The sequence below is a fragment of the Thermoleptolyngbya sp. PKUAC-SCTB121 genome (assembly GCF_016919485.1).
Classification (GTDB): domain Bacteria; phylum Cyanobacteriota; class Cyanobacteriia; order Elainellales; family Elainellaceae; genus Thermoleptolyngbya; species Thermoleptolyngbya sichuanensis.
This window is the reverse complement of the sequence record NZ_CP070366.1, coordinates 1,001,103-1,017,394: the sequence shown is the minus strand read 5'-3', so window position 1 is coordinate 1,017,394 and position 16,292 is coordinate 1,001,103. Positions and strand designations below refer to the sequence as shown.

The 16,292-nt window shown below is 56.8% G+C and carries 13 protein-coding genes and 1 pseudogene; 5 read left to right on the top strand and 9 right to left on the bottom strand.

Going from position 1 to position 16,292, the window contains the following annotated elements; translation table 11 throughout:
* Positions 1–83 precede the first annotated feature (83 nt).
* The 3 genes from JTM80_RS04265 to JTM80_RS04255 all read right to left on the bottom strand — a co-directional run bounded on the left by JTM80_RS04265 (position 84) and on the right by JTM80_RS04255 (position 3,724).
* Complete coding sequence (locus JTM80_RS04265; RefSeq protein WP_172356970.1) at positions 84–1,808, bottom strand: glycosyltransferase family 39 protein; 1,725 nt, start codon at positions 1,806–1,808, stop codon at positions 84–86.
* A 499-nt stretch (positions 1,809–2,307) separates the two neighbouring features.
* Positions 2,308–3,195: a hypothetical protein gene (locus JTM80_RS04260; RefSeq protein ID WP_172356968.1), complete on the bottom strand. Its 888-nt coding sequence runs from the start codon at positions 3,193–3,195 to the stop codon at positions 2,308–2,310.
* A gap of 13 nt (positions 3,196–3,208) precedes the next feature.
* The gene (locus JTM80_RS04255; protein ID WP_172356966.1) at positions 3,209–3,724 is read right to left on the bottom strand and encodes a hypothetical protein; all 516 of its coding nucleotides are present in this window, start codon (positions 3,722–3,724) and stop codon (positions 3,209–3,211) included.
* A gap of 388 nt (positions 3,725–4,112) precedes the next feature.
* Between JTM80_RS04255 and JTM80_RS04250 the strand changes: the two genes are divergently transcribed.
* Complete coding sequence (locus tag JTM80_RS04250) at positions 4,113–6,782, top strand: alpha/beta fold hydrolase (protein WP_205370674.1); 2,670 nt, start codon at positions 4,113–4,115, stop codon at positions 6,780–6,782.
* Here JTM80_RS04250 and JTM80_RS23320 read toward each other — a convergent pair.
* The 3 genes and pseudogenes from JTM80_RS23320 to JTM80_RS23425 all read right to left on the bottom strand — a co-directional run.
* Positions 6,729–7,826, bottom strand: a pseudogene (locus JTM80_RS23320) (transposase); the annotation flags it as partial. The gene JTM80_RS04250 and the pseudogene JTM80_RS23320 sit on opposite strands and share 54 nt — an antisense overlap.
* Positions 7,827–7,900: 74 nt before the next feature.
* A complete protein-coding gene (locus tag JTM80_RS04245) occupies positions 7,901–8,524 on the bottom strand; it encodes a transposase (protein WP_205370673.1) in 624 nt (207 codons plus the stop codon).
* 210 nt (positions 8,525–8,734) lie between these two features.
* Positions 8,735–8,941 (bottom strand): helix-turn-helix transcriptional regulator, encoded by a 207-nt coding sequence (locus JTM80_RS23425; protein WP_172356962.1) that lies wholly within the window; start codon positions 8,939–8,941, stop codon positions 8,735–8,737.
* Between the two features lie 169 nt (positions 8,942–9,110).
* On the opposite strand from JTM80_RS23425, the gene JTM80_RS04235 reads away from it, so the two are divergent.
* Positions 9,111–9,371 carry a hypothetical protein gene (locus JTM80_RS04235; RefSeq protein WP_172353194.1) on the top strand — a complete coding sequence of 87 codons (261 nt, stop codon included), beginning with the start codon at positions 9,111–9,113 and terminating at the stop codon, positions 9,369–9,371.
* Between the two features lie 419 nt (positions 9,372–9,790).
* Here the strand turns inward: JTM80_RS04235 and JTM80_RS04230 are convergent, their stop codons facing one another.
* A complete protein-coding gene (locus JTM80_RS04230) occupies positions 9,791–11,239 on the bottom strand; it encodes an ABC transporter substrate-binding protein (protein ID WP_172356959.1) in 1,449 nt (482 codons plus the stop codon).
* Between the two features lie 238 nt (positions 11,240–11,477).
* Positions 11,478–11,837: a VOC family protein gene (locus JTM80_RS04225; RefSeq protein WP_172356957.1), complete on the bottom strand. Its 360-nt coding sequence runs from the start codon at positions 11,835–11,837 to the stop codon at positions 11,478–11,480.
* 144 nt (positions 11,838–11,981) lie between these two features.
* On the opposite strand from JTM80_RS04225, the gene JTM80_RS04220 reads away from it, so the two are divergent.
* Both JTM80_RS04220 and JTM80_RS04215 read left to right on the top strand, forming a co-directional pair.
* The gene (locus tag JTM80_RS04220; protein WP_225906756.1) at positions 11,982–12,815 is read left to right on the top strand and encodes an OB-fold-containig protein; all 834 of its coding nucleotides are present in this window, start codon (positions 11,982–11,984) and stop codon (positions 12,813–12,815) included.
* A 30-nt stretch (positions 12,816–12,845) separates the two neighbouring features.
* Positions 12,846–14,777 carry a flotillin domain-containing protein gene (locus JTM80_RS04215; RefSeq protein WP_172356954.1) on the top strand — a complete coding sequence of 644 codons (1,932 nt, stop codon included), beginning with the start codon at positions 12,846–12,848 and terminating at the stop codon, positions 14,775–14,777.
* Positions 14,778–14,894: 117 nt separating this feature from the next.
* Here JTM80_RS04215 and JTM80_RS04210 read toward each other — a convergent pair whose 3' ends face one another.
* Positions 14,895–15,731: a hypothetical protein gene (locus JTM80_RS04210; RefSeq protein WP_205370671.1), complete on the bottom strand. Its 837-nt coding sequence runs from the start codon at positions 15,729–15,731 to the stop codon at positions 14,895–14,897.
* 337 nt (positions 15,732–16,068) lie between these two features.
* Between JTM80_RS04210 and JTM80_RS04205 the strand changes: the two genes are divergently transcribed.
* The gene (locus JTM80_RS04205; RefSeq protein WP_172356260.1) at positions 16,069–16,218 is read left to right on the top strand and encodes a hypothetical protein; all 150 of its coding nucleotides are present in this window, start codon (positions 16,069–16,071) and stop codon (positions 16,216–16,218) included.
* Positions 16,219–16,292: the final 74 nt, after the last annotated feature.

The following is a 16,292-nucleotide window of genomic DNA, read 5'->3' as shown; positions in this document are numbered from 1 at the left end:
GCGTGGCGGGGTTGAATTGGGGAGCAGGGGAGGGGGATGGATACACCCCACCAAAACGCCATCATGCCATTCCGCCATCGCGCTCAGCGACAGCGATACAGGTCGTAGCTATAGCCATTGATCCAGATTTTGCGAATCTCCTGCGCGGCGCAGTCCGGCTGGTTCACGTTTTCAGAAGCGTGCCAGTTGACGAGCCACAGGTCGAACGGGCGCGGCACTTGGCTTAGCGCCTGGTTCAGCGTGGCAGCGGGGGTTAACGAGTTCTTTTCGCCGTGCGCCAGGATAAACCGGGGCAGCGTGTAGGGGCTGGCATCGGGCGCAAGCAAGAACTCGCGGGCAAGGCCCATCATTTCGCCCGTTTGCACATGGGTTTGGTGGTCGGTGGCGACGAGGATGGGGGCTTCGGTATATTGCCGCATCTGGGCCGCCAGTTGCTCGGGTCGGTAATACTTTTCATAGCCCAGGTTCACTGCCACCGAGAGGGCGCTGAGAAAACCCAGAAATAGGATGCCCAAAACCGCTGTTTTCCCTGTTTTAGGAAACTGGTGGCGGGGGGCATACCAGCGGCGCGAAGTCCAGGGAGGCGGTGTTGTTGCCTCATCGGCCAGGCCGCCCCGGTTCCACAGCGTCGCCAATGCCGCGCCCAGCAGCGCCAGCGCTGCCGGAAAGTAGATGAAGTTATAACGTGCGCCCCGCGTCACGTCGCGCCCCAGTCCGTAGGTAATCAGCGTCATCACGGCGATGCCGCCCAGCACCAGCCCACCCAGTAGCACCACCGCCCAGCGCGTTTGGGGATCGGCGAGCAGCATTTTGAAACTGCGAACCAGCAGCGGCACAACCCATAGGAGAAAAGCAATCATAACCACGGCCGCTACGGCCGCCAGCGGCAAAAAGTCTGCCTCCAGCGGCAGCAAGATTACCATCACGACCCAGGCCGCAAGGAACTGAAAAATAGGGTTTAGCCACATTAACAGGTCGCTGCGGTCGTAAAAGATCCACTCGGTGAGGGGGCTGGTTTGCGAGCTAGCCAGTTCGGGCAGCCAGACGAGGCAGGCCGCAAGAGAAAGGAAGGCAACCGCAAGGAGTTGGGGATTGAGAAAGGATGAGCTGGGGTGAGCGTGGCGGTGGGCAGGAGCCTGGAAGCGCCAGAAAAAGAGGAGGGCGATCGCCTCGCTCAGCAAACTCAGCATGACAAAGTAGTGAACCGCTACACCCAGCGCATTCACCGCCACCCACCCAGCACACAGCCAGAGCGGAATCGGCTGTCTTGCCTGCATCTTGCGGACAGCAACCACCAGACAGCAGAAAGACAGCGTAATCAGCAGCAGTGCCAGCGTGTAGTGGCGGGCATCCTGCGCCAGAAATACTGCATAGGGCGACACCGCATACAGAATGGCAGATAGATTTGCCGCTAAGCGCGATCGCCCTGCCAGCCAACCCAGCCCGTAGATGGCAGGAACCGTGAGGATGGCAAACACCACCGAGAGCGATCGCCCCGCCCACACACTGACAATCCCCTGCGGCAGCGCCGGAAACAGCTTCAGCCAGAAATGCGACAGCAAAAAATACACCGGCGGGTGCGTACTCTCGCTCATGAGATAGCGCACCACGTCCTGCGGCGTGCCCTCTGGCTCCGGGCGCAGCGGCGACAGCAGATCCTCTGACGAAATCACCTGATCCAGCGGCACCGTGCGAAAACTGTGCCCCAGGCTAAACACCAGCGTCGAAAACTCATCCGTCCAAGGCGGCTTGCTGCTCAAATACGCAAACCGCACCAACGCCGCCAGCGCCATCCACAAGAGCAGCATCGCCCAAGGGCGGCCTGCAAACCAATCTCTTAGCCCTTTACTCACACCACAAATGGAAAATCGACAAGTCTTTAGGCTAGCAGGAGGGAAGGGATGGATGGAACCAAAGAGAGGGGTTGACAAAGGATAGAAGCGATGGGCCGGTGGAGATGGGGCGAAATGCGCGATCGCCCCCTGCCGCCCCTGCAATACGAAGCGATCCCTCAGCACGACCAGAACACCCTTAGGAGGGGGTGTGGGGGACGCTTCGTCCCCTGCAAAAGGGTTTGGGGGATTATCCCCCAAGGCTGTTGGCTTGGCAAGCCCCCGCAATCTTTGAAAGGGAAAAGAGACGCTGAAAAGACTGCTGAAAAGATTAAAGGCACTGAGCATAAAAAAGCGCTGCTGCGAGCAAACTCGAAACAGCGCCGATGGGTTTCTGTATGTGGGAGATAGAGGGCATTCAGAGATAGAGGGCGATCGCCCGCCGCCCCAAACCTTTCTGGTTAAATCTCCGCCACTAAACCTCCGCCACGGCCCGCTCAATCAGGCGACGAGCCAGCGTTTGCGTGCCCGTGTGGGAATAGTATTTCACCGCAATATCCAAAAACGCGCCCAGATAGTCGAGCTTATCCTTCGACACATCCGCCACCTGCACCAGCCGATCCACAATCCCTTCCTGGGTCAGGCCGTTTTGAGTCACCAAATTACCCATCCAGCCCTTCACCGACTCAAAGCTCTGGCCAATAAAATTTAGTTTCTCTTCTGAGCTTCCACCCGGAATCAGTTCATTCACACCCTTAAAGGTCTGGTTTTGCTCCAAATCCTTCGGTGAGAGTCCGTTGAGATAGGTTCCCACCTTCTGGATAAAGTTGGGCCCCAAGGGCACTAACCCATCAAACGACACCAGCGCCGCCATCCGCAGCAGCGCCTCGCCACCATAGTCACCCAGCGCCGCCAAAAAGTCGCCTAGGCTGTCGCCCGGAATGCCGTTGATCTGGCAAAAGGCGACCACCTCCGTCACCAGCTTCACGGCCAGGTCAACGCTCTGTGCCTGTTCTGGCTTGGGCGCGAGGTGCTTGAGCAGTCCCAAAAAGGAAATATCCTGCCCAACGCGATTCGCCAGCGCCGCCGCCCCCAGCGCACTGGAGGCACTGTCCACCGTGTTGTAAAGCCACAGCGCCTTTTGATAGCCCTGCGACTTGTCGTTATAAAGCTGGACAGCCCGTTCGCCAATCGCCTGAATCATAGCGGGATCGGTTTCCATTGTCACTGCTTTGATCGTGTTATCAAAGCCGACCAGGTTTTCCCAGTGACCCGGCACCACAAAGTCTAGAGATTTGAGGGCGCGGACGGTCAACCCGGTAGTGGGCAGATCATCCACGATTTCATAAATCGGTTTACTCATGGTCAGCGCTCCATTACTTCAGCTTGGATAGGCCAATCAGGTCAAATTTTTGAATCCAGGCGCGGCGATTTTCTTTGGTGAATTCTGGATCGCGGCTGAGGGCCTTGACCTGATAGCGATCTGCCACGAGGATGCCAGTCTGGGTGTTGCCAATTTCCAGGACGGGATAGCCCGCCAACTTTTCGGTGGCGCTGTCATACTTTTTGGCGGCAGTCGGCAGGCTAATGGTGTCAGAAATCGACAGCAGCGCCATATCCTTTGCGTCTTTCTTCAGCTTGGCTTCTGAAAACCCTTTTTTCTCTTGAGAAAAGACAACGGTATAGCCCTGACCAGAACTTGGGAAGAACTTGTTAAAGCTGCTGCCTTGTTCGGCATCTTTGGCAACGGCTCTGGCTCCGCGCTGGGTAGACTCTTTTTGCGCTTGGGCATAGGGCGAGTTGTCTACTTTGCTACAGGCCGTAGCGCCAGACAACAGCAGAACAGATAGCAATAAAGCAGCCAGTGCCTTACGCCAATTAAAACGGATCATCCTACTCTCCTTTGCAACACGGTTGAAGGTGGCTGGGTCTTACAGGCGATCGCCGCCGGGGTGCGAGGTAGACAGGTTGTGAACCTTGTCTAGCGTGGGGTAAACCAGAATCCAGAAAGGAGCCGTCTGGTCAAGCCACAACTCGTCTAAAACACCCTGTTCTGAGGCTTTTTGCAGCGTTCAGGACATAGCATAACGTTTGTGGTTCCCCTTTCTCTGTATCTATTCCGAACGCTTGGTTAGGTTTTGTAAATCTCTGGGGTTTGCGGCGGGCGATTTTTCTTTGCATTCTTCTTTGCAGGGAAAGGCAGGAAACCGGGTGTGATACGCTCTGGATTGCACAGAATTTCGCAAAAAATTCTACGAAAACGCTCTCGGCAGCGTGCGGATGAATCGTGCGGAATCTCACCAGCAGCATTTCAGCGGCATCTCAGCTTCTCAAGGGTTTAGCAGCAGGGCTATGGCACACCACACCAGTCTGGGGCAGGCGGCACAGTTCAGCATGGGGCAGCGGAGATGGCGACCCCGAAACCTTCTCCAGACCAAGCTATTGCCCCTGGCCTGCGGGCTGACGCTGGGCCTATCGACCTGGTTTGCCCGCCCCGCCCACAGCGCCGAGCGCGTCATCGTCAACCTGGGTAATTTTGAAATTTCCCTGGCGGTGGACGACCTGGAAACCTACGCTACCACGGGCGAGGTGCGGGGCGGGCTGAAGCTCTATTCGCGGTTTTTGGGCGAAACGGGTATGGCGGAACTGCGCCAGTTTCTCCAGCGGCGGTTTGAGGTCAATCCGGTGGTGATTTCCCAGTTGCTCTATTCCTCTTTGGGCGAGGAAACCCTGCGGCGACTGGGGGCAGTCGTGCGAACCGACACGCGACAAAACGGTTTTTCCGCGATTCGGGCAGCGGCGATTTTGGCGGCGAGTGAGCCGGAGGGACTGTCTATCATCGGCTGGCTGCGGCAATATCCGTCCTACAGTATCCGCCTGAGTGCCCAGCAGTTGCTTGAACTGCGGCAGCAGTTTTCCACCCAGATCGACTATCGAGATGCCGTGGTGCGGGCAATTAACGAAGCAGCAGAAAAAGAGGCGGCTGCGTCGCCCCTGCCCGCAATCACCGGATTGCCCGATCCGGGGGAGTTGGGCCCCTACCGCGTCATTTCGCGCACGCTGGAGTTTAGCCGCGATCGCCGCACCCTCTTGGGCGATCGCATCCCTCGTCCGTTTCGCGTACTGCTGCGGCTGCCCGACGGGTTGCCCCAGCCCGCGCCCGTCGTCGTCATTTCCCACGGGCTGGGGTCTACGCCCGAAGCCTTTGCCTACCTGGGCGACCACTTCGCGTCCCACGGCTTTGTCGCTATTCTGCCGCAGCATATCGGCAGCGACGAGAGCCGCCGCACCAGCGCCCTGGCAGGTGTGCTGACCAGCCCCGTGACACCCGTGGAATTTGTCGATCGCCCGCTGGATGTCAGCTATGTGCTGGATACCCTGGGCGAGATGGCAGACACCGACCCAGGGCTGGCTGGACGTATGGACTTGCAGCGAGTCGCCGTGCTGGGGCATTCCTTTGGCGGCTACACGGCGCTGGCGTTGGCGGGTGCAAGCTTGAACACGGGCGACCTGTTTCAGCAGGAATGTGCCCGTCCGCAGGCGCGACTGGATGTGTCGCTCGTGCTGCAATGTGCGGCCAGCCGCCTGCCGCCCTATACCTACATGCTGCGCGACCCGCGAGTCCAGGCGGCGATCGCCGTCAGTCCGCTGACCCATCCCGTCTTTGGGCCCGAAGGGCTGGGGCAAATCCAGGTGCCCGTGATGATGATGAGCGGCAGCAATGATTTCATCGCCTCAGCGGTGCAGCAGCAGATTCATCCCTTTCTCTGGCTCAATACGCCTGCAAAGTATCTGGCCATCATGGTTCCCAGTAGCCACACCTTTGCCGACAACACGCCCTCCTCTGGGGCGACGCTAGACACCGTGAGCCTGCTGCTCTCTGGGCCGTCGCCGCGCCTGGGGCAGGAGTATGTGCGCGAGATGAGCCTGGCCTTCTTGCAGCGGCATTTGAACAATCAGCCCGCCTATGAGATGTTTCTGAGCGCCGCCTATGCCGAGTCGATCAGCGAGGAGCCGCTGGACTTGCGACTGGTGCGATCGCTCTCCCAGGAGCAACTGGAACAAGCCTTTGGCGGGCCGCCGCCGATTCCCTTTGTGCCAGAGGTGACGACCCGCTTACCGGGCGATCGCCCCGGGTCGGTGCTGGGGGCGATCGCCGAATCGGGCGTGCTGCGGGCCGCCGTACAACCTGGCTCGCCGCCCTTCGGCACGGTCAACGCCGCAGGGAACCTGTCGGGCTATTGCGTCGATTTACTCAACGGCCTCACCCAGCAACTCCAGGCGCAACTGGGCCGCCCGATCCGCCTCGACCTCATCGCCGCCGAGGTGTCGAACCGCTTTAGCCTGGTGCAAGCAGGCACTGTACAAATCGAGTGTGGGCCCAACACGCTGCGATCCGATATTGAGGGAGTGCTGTTTTCTGCACCCTTTTTCCTGACGGGGGTACAGCTTTTGGCCGCGGCCGACACCGCCGAACAGTTCAACGCGCTGGGTACGCTGACCGGAGCCAGGATCGGGGTTCTGCGCGACACGGTGACCGAGCAGGTGATTCGGCAGCGCTATCCAGCGGCGCAAATTGTGACGTTGCGCGGCGATACGGCTCGTACAGCAGGGTTCCAGGCGCTGCGGAGTGGCGCGATTGATCTGTTTGCGGGCGACGGCGTGCTGCTGCTGGGCGAAGCACTGCAAACCAGCAGTTCCTTGGCTAGGGCAGGCTACACGCTGCTGCCGCCAGAGCCGCTGTCTTGCGACCCCTACGGAATGCTGCTGCCTGCCACCGACTCCACCTGGCGCAACACGGTGAACCAGTTCCTCACCAGTCAGGCGGCGCGGCAGGCGGGCGATCGCTGCCAAAATGCCTGCAAACGCTTGTGCGACCCGACCCGGAGTCAACGTTTCTTGCGGTGCCTGCCAGGGCAAGGGGTGGTCAGTACAGTCCTTTCGCGCTAACCACAACTGCCAACTGAGCAACGGCATCAGGCTGCTCCACTGTTCGGTTGCCGATACAGAACTGAACTGGGGATGTGTCCAATATAGCCTCTGCTTGGCAAAGCGATACCAGTGTTCAATGGCAAAGCGACGGAGGTAGTGCAACCACAGGGTTTCTAACGGAGGCATCTGCTCACCCAGCCAAACTAACCACAAAGGAGCCAAGCGTCGCGTGCTGCTCTGTGTCTCCAGCACCTCCACGCGCAACACTTCCATTGCCCGTTTGGGGGATTTGCGGAAATGGTATGCACTCCAACGACTGACCCGCACTCGTCCCCAGTTGGGATCATCGACTTCAACGGTTTCGACCGGGACACTCCAAGTGTCAGGGTCATTGAGTTTCATCTTATGTCCATGCTTGGCAGGTGCGCCTCGCCCTCGATACGCTGGGGGCGCGCCATAGACACATCGATTGGATGTAACCCGCAGCAGCAAGTCTGCCTCAATCCCTGCCGTTTGGTTGACAAAACTGGCATTGCCGTACCCTCGGTCGTAGATCGCCAACGGACGCACCGCTAACTGCCGAGTCACTTGTTTGAGTTGGAATGCCGCTTTACTGGCGGGTGTTTCAAAGCTGGTGATGCGCTCATGCCGCAATGGTAATGCCCAACTGCCCCTGTCTTCAGCAATCCAGGCTAAGGTACTGTAGTTTTGTCCGGCTATCGGGGCATGTCCTGTTCTGCCTGATAAGGTGCGGTCTTTCAAACGCCTGGCAGCAGGACGGTTCCACCGACTCGCATCACCTGCCAACAACGGTTGCTGCTGAGTCGGTATCTGCTGCACCAACAGCTTCAGCACCTTTGATCGGGGTAGGCGGCTATCGCGCAACGCTTCATAGGGGCTCGACCACTGGCGACGAAAGACAGGACTCTGCGATAGCCTCACAAACGACACGATGCACGCACTCACTAACACGGCATCCATCAGATCAAACAGGGCATCTCTGGCGTTTCCCAAGCTGGCATACAACGTTTGGCGAAATTGCTGAAGTTCGTTGAAAATCATGGGGTCAATGTTGGTTGTACTTCATTGACCTTACGGCAGTCGGTGCTTCTCATTGACTGCCTTCCTCTTCACCATTAGTCCAAACTAAAGTTAACAGGATGACGGCGCGGACCCTGCACCACTACGTCACTGGGCAAGCGTAAACAATAGTGCCAGCGACTTTGGCTTAGCCACTCCAGCAGGTCATGGTTAGCAAACCCGCGGTCGGCTAACACCATCACATCGGGGTACGACTGCAACAGCCGATGGGCTAACCGCAGCATGGGGAGGTATCGCTTCGTGCTGACGGTGGCACTGGGATGCTCCAAAACCCGCCACAGCAGCGGCACCGCTCGTCCGCAACAGGTAACCGTCAGGTGAATCCTGCAGTAGCGATTCCACAACACCGTCGTATCGAGCGCCAGGTAAAGCCGCCGACCTTGCCAGCGATGGATGGCGGCTAGCACCAGCGGCACGTACAGACTTTTGACCCGCACCCGGCGATTGCCTAGGAAGCGCTGCCACCGGCGTTCGGTGCTTTGCGCCTGACGGGCCCGACTGGGCACATAGGCTTCCCACTGCGGCAGGCTCAACCGACCGCTGCACACCAGGGCCGTCACCATCCACGCCAGCGCTTTGAGGTGGCGCAGGTCGCGGGCATTACTGGATTGACGCAATAACGACAGCACTTGATCATAGAGGCAGGTGGTGGCTGGCATGATACAGACCCTGAGATGACGCAAATTTCAGCGTCTCATGTCAGCTCACCTTTTCCCTCTGTTGACGAGGTCTCAACTCTTTCAACCACTTGTGTCAGGCAGTCAGGTCGCAGCCTGCTTTCATCTGGGTCGCGTAAAGCTTCGGTTTGTAGCGATCGCTCTCCCAGTTGATCACAGTCGATTGGACAACATCCTGGACAATATATACGCCTAACTTTCGCCTGCCAGATCATCTAGACTGATGCCCAAAGTTTGGCAAAGTAGCTGCGTTTGCTGAGGGGTCAGCCTGGGAAGGTAGCGATCTGCTTCCCAGTTTTGCACAGTAGTGATTGTCACATCTAATCTGGCTGCTAGTTCACGCTGAGTTAAAGACGCTGCCTCACGATATTGTTTCAGCCTTTTTCCAAAGCTTTCCATCCAAATCTCTCAAACCAAATTTACCAATTTGACTTAACCAACCCGAATATGTAGGATGAGAACAGTTTCAGCAGCGCAATAAGCCAGTGCATCCCGGCGACCAACCTTTCTGCACTGGCTTAGCTTCCCTTGCTGCGGAATCATCCACACTCAACGGAACAGAACCATTATGCCTTACCGAGACTCTTTGAATCGGTGGCTTGTCGTGCGCCTGCTGCCCAAAATGCAGCGGATCACGGTGGCCGCCTTCTGCAAACGTGCTGATGCCGAGGGCTATTTGCAAGCCGTGCGGCGGCTATTGCCCCAGGCGCAGTTTGTGATTGTGTTCAATGCGGAAACCCAGCGCCATCGGCAGGATGCAGACAGAGTGACCGAAAAGGGGCGATCGCCCTCTATGCAACCAACCAAACCAACTTCGCTGCATCAATGACAGCGCAATCTATCCCTCTGGCAGTGGTTTACGATTTTTGGTGTAAATCTCGTACAGCTTTCGAGCCACTTCAATTGGGATACCTGCCAGCGGATAGAACGCTTTGACGGCTTCAGTGCCGCCTGCAAACAAAACGCTGAGCCAATCTACGATGCGTTCCCACTTTTGCGGATCGTTGCGCTTGATTTCCAGGAGTTATAAATAGGGCTTACGCAGTTGGACGACTTCTTGCGGGCGCAGCCCACGAGAAATCATTCAAAATCCAGGAAACGATTTCAGGTGCGTAAGTCCTGGCTTTAGCGTAATGGAAAACTGGGTGAGGCTGCTTCTTGCCTGCCTGGGCGTAATCCAATAGTAACTTTGGCGCTCAATGAAATGGATCGTCCAACCTTTGCTGGCCGCTAATCAATGGCTCTGAATTAATCAATGGCTCTGAATCGGTAGCTGCCTGACTCGATTCGTTGAACTTGCACCAGGACGGGCGTGAGGCGGCGATCGCCCGTGTCGAGAAACCGCACCATTTCGTCTTCTGCACCCGTGGTCGCGAAATCTGGCGCTTGCAATGCTTTTTGTAAACCGCTACGGGTCGCCTCTCGGCGCAGTCCCGCAATAGCAGCCTGGGTTGCGTCATAGGCCGTCGCCGTGCGCCAGTTTACCGTTGCGCCCCAAAGCTGCTGGGCGCTGCGGGCAAAACGGGGATAGGCATCGGGACTCCAGGGCGTGGGCAAGATCAGGCCTTCTACGGCAGCCTGACCGTCTTGCAGAATCTTTTGGGTATAGAGCGACGGGCTGCTGTAGAGCGGCAGCTTTCCGGCGTTGGCACGGGCGACCTCAATTGCCGGATCGAGATAGTTAATGCTGGGGCCGAGGTACAGTCCTGTGGCAGACTGCTCCTCGGCCTGGGCGATCGCCCTCGCTGCATCAAAGCTCTGGGAGCCAAAATCACACAGATCCTCACCCTGCTCATTCAGTAGTTTCACAATCTCGCCGCCCCGCCCGGTCAGCGCATCGATAAACGCATTTCTAAACCGGTTGTTGTCGGGCGCTTGGGAATCGTAGCAGACAAGGATTCTGGCAGGACGGGGCGATCGCGCCATAATGTATTCCACCAGCGGCAATACCATCGACTGCGCCGTGGGGACTGCGCGAAAAATATAGTCGCCCACCTTCGCGACATCGGCATCAAAGGTCGTGGGGGAAATCATCACCAGCCCATGCTGCTGATAGATCGGCGCTGCGGCCATCGACGCATCCGAGGTGTTATGTCCCACTATTGCCAGCAGGCTCTCGTTTTCCACCAGCAGCTTCGCCATTTCTCGTGTGATCGCTGGGTCGTTGTCGTCGTTGATGATGGTGACTTCTAGCCCCGCACCGTTGATGCCGCCGTTGCGGTTGACCTCATCCTGTGACTGGGCCACGCCCCGCAAAATCTCCTGCGCCACGTTGAGATTTTTGCCAATGGGAACGCTGGTGGCAATTTTGTAAGGGGTCTGCTGCCGCGACAGCCGCGCATTGTTCAGATAAATCAGCGTCTCCGGGTCGTTGGGCAGTGCCTTCAGCGACAGCTCAAACCACTCCACAGCCTTGTCGTAGTCTTGCGCGTCAAACGCGGCAATGCCCTCCCGCTTGGCAGGCGTAGTGACTGACGTGATTAACTGCCGATTGCCAAGGCTGATTCGGTCTGGCAGGCTGCTTAGGTCTGGCGGCGTCTCACCTACGGTTGGGGAGGGCGTGCCCACAACCGTAGGCGACATTCGTCCTGGCTGAAGGCGAGGAAAAATCCAGGCAGACAGCAGACCGATCGAGCCAACGGTAACCAGCAGCGAAATGATCAAAACCGTCAAATCTTTACTTTTTGTTTTTGTCATGGCGACAGGCTCTGGGGAAAATCGACAGGGATGGACGCGCAGTCAGCCAACCTCTGCGCTTACTCCGTAAGCTATTGCGCGCACCTGCTCGCCTATGTCGCCAGACCAATGCAGCGTAAACATTTCAGAATCCGCAGAAACTGCGGCTTGTAGCGAGTGCTTTAGCGCCAAAGCGCTCACTACAAACTGGGGGGCTGACCCTAAAACTAAAGTTGACAAAACGAAAGTTGACAAACCACTAGGCAGGCACAGCGACTGGCTCGTAAAGGTACTCAAACCAGTTGCCGTCGGGGTCGCGGCCATAGAACGAAGCCGTGCCGTCGCGGTGTTCGTGGACGGGCGTGACGTGAACCCCTTCGGCTTTAAGTTGCTCATAGGCAGCATCCACCTCAGCGCGATCGCCAAACACAAAGCCAAAGTGGGGCTCCGCCTGCTCGTAGGCGGCACTCAGCAGCGCCAGCCCGTCGTCCCCCGCTTTCAGATATGCCCAGTCTGGGTCTTTCCAAACCAGATCCATGCCCAAGTTCTGATAGAACTGCGCCGCTCGATCCAAATCCTCGACGCGGATCGCCACATGCCCAATGCGCTTTAGTTTCATAGCCTTTAGACGTTAAGAAACAGTCACGTTTGCCGTACTTCTATTCTAGGGCCGCTAGGATGGGCGCATAGAACTCCGGTTTCGGGAATGCTGCCTGACTTTGCTGTAGTGGATTCTGAGTAGACGATTTTTTCGCTGGCACATTTGCCCCCTGCTGCTAAGCCAGCACGACGGGGCGATCGCAGCAGGTTTCAGCCCCTTCTTCAGTCTGCCGTCATCATGCCTGTCTTTGCCGCTGCTAACTTACCTTATTGGGTGCTGCTTGGAATTGGAGTGGCGCTGTTTCTGGTAGTCATTTTTTCTGGCGGCGGCGATGATGCAGATTTAGACGCTGATCTGGACTTGGATGCCGATCTGGATGTGGATCTGGACGCAGAGTTGGACGTAGACTTCGAGGTTGCTGCGCCGCTCGACCTGGATACTGATGTAGATTCTGGCAGCGAATTCAGTCCGCTAGACGTGCTGCGGTGGTTTGGGTTGGGTCGTGCGCCGCTAATGCTGTTGCTGGCGACAGACTTCAGCCTATGGGGGCTGCTGGGCTGGATGGGCAATGTGTTTCTGGGGGGAACCCTGGAAACGCTGCTGGGGAGTTTGGCAAGTGGCTCTGTACTGCTGGGGTCGTTTGGGCTGGCGCTGGTGCTAGGTGGACAGATTGCGCGGCCGCTGGGGCGAATTTTTGCCTCGTTTGGAGAAGATGCCAGTGGCGATCGCCTCGTGGGTTGTCTGGGGATTGTCAGCACGGGACACATTCCCAGCGTGGCAGAAGGGCGCATCGGCCAGGTAGACGTGCTGGATGCAGCCCGCAATCGGGTAACGGTGAACGCTATGCTGCCAGACTGGGCCAGCGTGTTGCCCCGGCGGGGAGACGCAGTGCTGGTGATCGAGCGATCGGGGGCGGGCTATCTGGTCATTGCAAAGGACAGTCCTGACCAGGATCGCTGGCTGAACGGTTCTCATACTCTCAAAGATTCTCGTTGAGCTACTTTAATTCATCTTAGGGATATTCCAATGCTGTTCTGGCTAACGTTCATTCAGTCTTTGCCCACGGTTCCGGTTTATGAACTGGACGAGTTTCAGGCGCGTGATGCTGAGTATTCCGAAATTGTGGCGATCGCCCCGCTCGACACTGCGCTTGTTCCCACTAGGCTGGCCCAGTTTCCCGTAAGCGGACTGCTCGTATTCCCAGCGTTAATCGGCAGTCTGGTTCTGTTGCTCCTGGTGGCAGTTTTTGCGTACACCCGTGTTTACAAAATCACGCCCAACAACGAGGCATTTGTGCGAACGGGCGGGGTCTTTTTTAAGCGCAAAACCGTGATTTTGAATGGGGGCTGTGTCGTTCTTCCCGGCTTTCATGAACTGACTCGCGTACCCTTGCGCGAAATCTCCATCGATGTGGAGCGGGCTGGTAAACTTGCCGTTCGCACGAAAGATTACCTGCGTGCCGACATGCGGGCTACTTTCTATGTCTGCATCACGGCCTCTGAGGAGGACGTGCTAACGGCTGCTGCGCGGCTATCTCAGGGCAACAAGATTACGCCAGAGGACATCAAAAACGCGCTGGAAAAGCGGGCAGATGACGCGATTCGGGCCGCTGCAAAAACAAAGAGTCTGGCAGAAATCGACTCCGACAAGCTGGGCTTTGCCCAGGAAGTGTTAAACCTGATGCAGCCCGACCTGGCGAAAGTTGGGCTAACGCTGAACAACATTGCCGTATCAGAAATTCAGGAAAGCGACACTTACGACACCAACAACTTCTTTGACGCGCAGGGCGTGCGGCTGCGGACGGAGACGATTCAAAAATCCATTCAGCAAAAGCGGGAAGTGGAACTGGCTACGCAGGTCGCCATCGAGCAAAAAGAACTGGATGCTGAGAAGCGATCGCTCCAAATTTTGCAAGAAAAAGAAACTGCTCGGCTGGAGCAGCAGTTGCAGGTAGAAAGCCTGAAGGCACAGCGGGAGCGAGAAATTGAAGAAGCCAAGGTGAAAGAACTGGCTGCCACCCAGCGGGCCAAGATCCTCCAGGAAAAAACGGTGGAAGAGGAGCAAATCCGCAAGCAGTTGGGCGTGCAGCAGAGCCAAATCCAGGCGGACATTGCTCTGGAGGAACAGCAGAAAAAGCTGAAAGTGGCTCAGGCGTTGCAGCAGCAGGAGGCAGCCCTGGCAGAAATCACCCGCCAAAAAACGGTGGAATCGCAGCGGCTGGAGGCGCAGGTGCAGGTGGCAGAGTCCGAGCGGCTGGCGCGGATTGCCCAGGAGGATGCGGCGATCGCCATTGCCACCAAGCGCAAGGAAAGCCTAGAGGCCGACGCAGAGCGGGCCCGTGCCGAAGCAGGCGTAACCACTGCAACCGAACTGGAAGTCGCCGAACGGCAGCGCCAGTTGGCCGTCATCGCGGCTGAACGCGCCGCCCAAGAAAAGCGCATTTCAGAACAAAACGTGGTGGAAATCGACGTGTTCCGCCGTCGTCGTCAGGCAGAAATCGCTCGTCAGGCGGCAGAGCTAGAGGCCGAATCCATCCGCACCCTGGCCGCCGCCCAGCGCGACAAGCTGCTGGCCGAAGCCGAAGGCTTGCAAGCAGAACTCACCGCCCGCAACCTGATCAGCACGCCCAACCTGACGGCGCAAACGCTGGTCACGCTCTGGCCAGAACTCTCCGAAAAGCTGCCAGAAATTGTCAAAGCGCTGGCTCCGCAGCCGGGTGTTTTGGGCGATGCCCGCATCTACGCCTTCCCTGGCGCAGGCAGCAACGGCAACGGCAAAAGCCCCGACGTGAGCCAACTCTTGCTGTCTACCAGCGGGCTGTCGCTGATTAACACGCTGCTGGACGAAGGCAAGCTGAGTCAACTCATCGGGGCGATCGCCCAACTCATGCGCGACTCCAGCAGCCCGGCCCAGCCCGCCGATTCTGCAGCCCCGCCTGTGTCGGTAGAGTTGGAATAGTTCCAGGGCTGATGCACTGCGATCGGTTTTCTGGGTTTTGGACAATTTCTCTCAGGCGCAGCCCGCGAGAAATTGTCCCACTGCGTCAGTCCTAAGTTCGTAGCTGATACGGCGCTCCTAACGGATTTGTGAATTCGCAACTGGTTCGTATCTCAAGGCGTTGAGAACCTCTGCGAATTTCTCGTTTAGAACCGCAATCGTTTCCGGTTGCAGCTTGCGCGTGTGATCTCCGGGAAGCACCTGTCGCTTGTGGCGATAAACGTCTTCATCTTCTACCTGGAAATCAGCTTTGTGGGCTTCAAAAAGCTCCTGATAGAGTGCAGAGAAAGTGGGGCTGGGCGATCGCCCTTCTCGTTGAACCAGCGGCAGCTTTTCTAGCAGCGCCAGCAGTCCTTTGGGCTGTGTTTCAGTTGGGATATTTGGCTCTGGTGCAATAAAAACTGATAGGAACTTTGCTAGCCATTCCTGATAGTTGAGTACCATATCCTCATACTTCAAAAAGAGGACACTTTCTCGTCCCAGCAGGTTGGCAATCAGGCAGTTATAGCGATCGATCACAACGGGCGATCGCTCGATTACAAACGCATCAATACCCCGCTCAATCCATTCCCGTCGGGCTGCTTCATCTGGATTGAAAATCACCGGATTAACCGGGTGACTAAAGGCATTGGAAAAGAACGAAGAAACCAGCACGTCTCGCGGATCTCGTAGATGCAGAATTACCGAAAAATCTTCTATTCCTTCGGGAATAGAAGGCATCGCTTCGAGCGAGCGAATTGGGCCGAAGCAAGCTCGTTTTTCTGCCTGACTCAGATATTTTTGGATGAACCCATTCCAGGACAATTCCTTCACTTCTTGATAGCCCGCCGCCTTGTTGTTAATAGAGAAATATCTGGTTGCCTGACACAAGTCCCGAAAGCCCAGAAAATTCGTTGTCTTGGGATCGAAGCCCATAGCTCCTGAGTTGGAGCCGGAGGGCTTGGTCAGAGGAGCTTTTGGGCCAGCGTCCCCTACGAGAAATCAGGGGTTTCCAGAGATGTGTCAGGCAGTCAGGATGGTTGCCCTACGTCATTTTCTGAAATTGGTTTTTAGACACCACTTTTATAGCCGTCGATTTTGAGTGTTGAGATTTTGATTTTATTGCCCGTCAATTATATTAAGTGCCTTTACCTATTTCATTGGCAGCGCCACTGAGACAGGCTAATACAAGCTGCTCTTTTTCAGCAGTAGATATTTTGGAACAGATATTTTTTTTAGGTATATCGATAGTTTTCACCCTTCTTCTTGAGCTATGTCAACCGACCTACTAATGAGCGAATTCCTTCAGCAATCTAAATCTTCTAAATCTGAAGCAGAAGCAAAAGCCGAGTCCTTAAGGCAGGAGTTGCGAGACTTTGTGCTGGATGCGGAAGATGATGTGGCGATCGCCCTGCTTGACTGACAAAACAGGTTAAAGCTGGAACGAAAGCCATGCGGGAAGCAGAGCATGATTTAGGCTGAGAAGTAACCACACAA

Coding starts and splice junctions, on each gene's coding strand:
- JTM80_RS04265 (WP_172356970.1), bottom strand. CDS start 1,808: ATGCTGCTCTTGTGGATGGCGCTGGCGGCGTTGGTGCGGTTTGCGTAT.
- JTM80_RS04210 (WP_205370671.1), bottom strand. CDS start 15,731: ATGGGCTTCGATCCCAAGACAACGAATTTTCTGGGCTTTCGGGACTTG.
- JTM80_RS23425 (WP_172356962.1), bottom strand. CDS start 8,941: ATGGAAAGCTTTGGAAAAAGGCTGAAACAATATCGTGAGGCAGCGTCT.
- JTM80_RS04250 (WP_205370674.1), top strand. CDS start 4,113: ATGAATCGTGCGGAATCTCACCAGCAGCATTTCAGCGGCATCTCAGCT.
- JTM80_RS04205 (WP_172356260.1), top strand. CDS start 16,069: ATGTCAACCGACCTACTAATGAGCGAATTCCTTCAGCAATCTAAATCT.
- JTM80_RS04235 (WP_172353194.1), top strand. CDS start 9,111: ATGCCTTACCGAGACTCTTTGAATCGGTGGCTTGTCGTGCGCCTGCTG.
- JTM80_RS04245 (WP_205370673.1), bottom strand. CDS start 8,524: ATGCCAGCCACCACCTGCCTCTATGATCAAGTGCTGTCGTTATTGCGT.
- JTM80_RS04255 (WP_172356966.1), bottom strand. CDS start 3,724: ATGATCCGTTTTAATTGGCGTAAGGCACTGGCTGCTTTATTGCTATCT.
- JTM80_RS04260 (WP_172356968.1), bottom strand. CDS start 3,195: ATGAGTAAACCGATTTATGAAATCGTGGATGATCTGCCCACTACCGGG.
- JTM80_RS04215 (WP_172356954.1), top strand. CDS start 12,846: ATGCTGTTCTGGCTAACGTTCATTCAGTCTTTGCCCACGGTTCCGGTT.
- JTM80_RS04230 (WP_172356959.1), bottom strand. CDS start 11,239: ATGACAAAAACAAAAAGTAAAGATTTGACGGTTTTGATCATTTCGCTG.
- JTM80_RS04225 (WP_172356957.1), bottom strand. CDS start 11,837: ATGAAACTAAAGCGCATTGGGCATGTGGCGATCCGCGTCGAGGATTTG.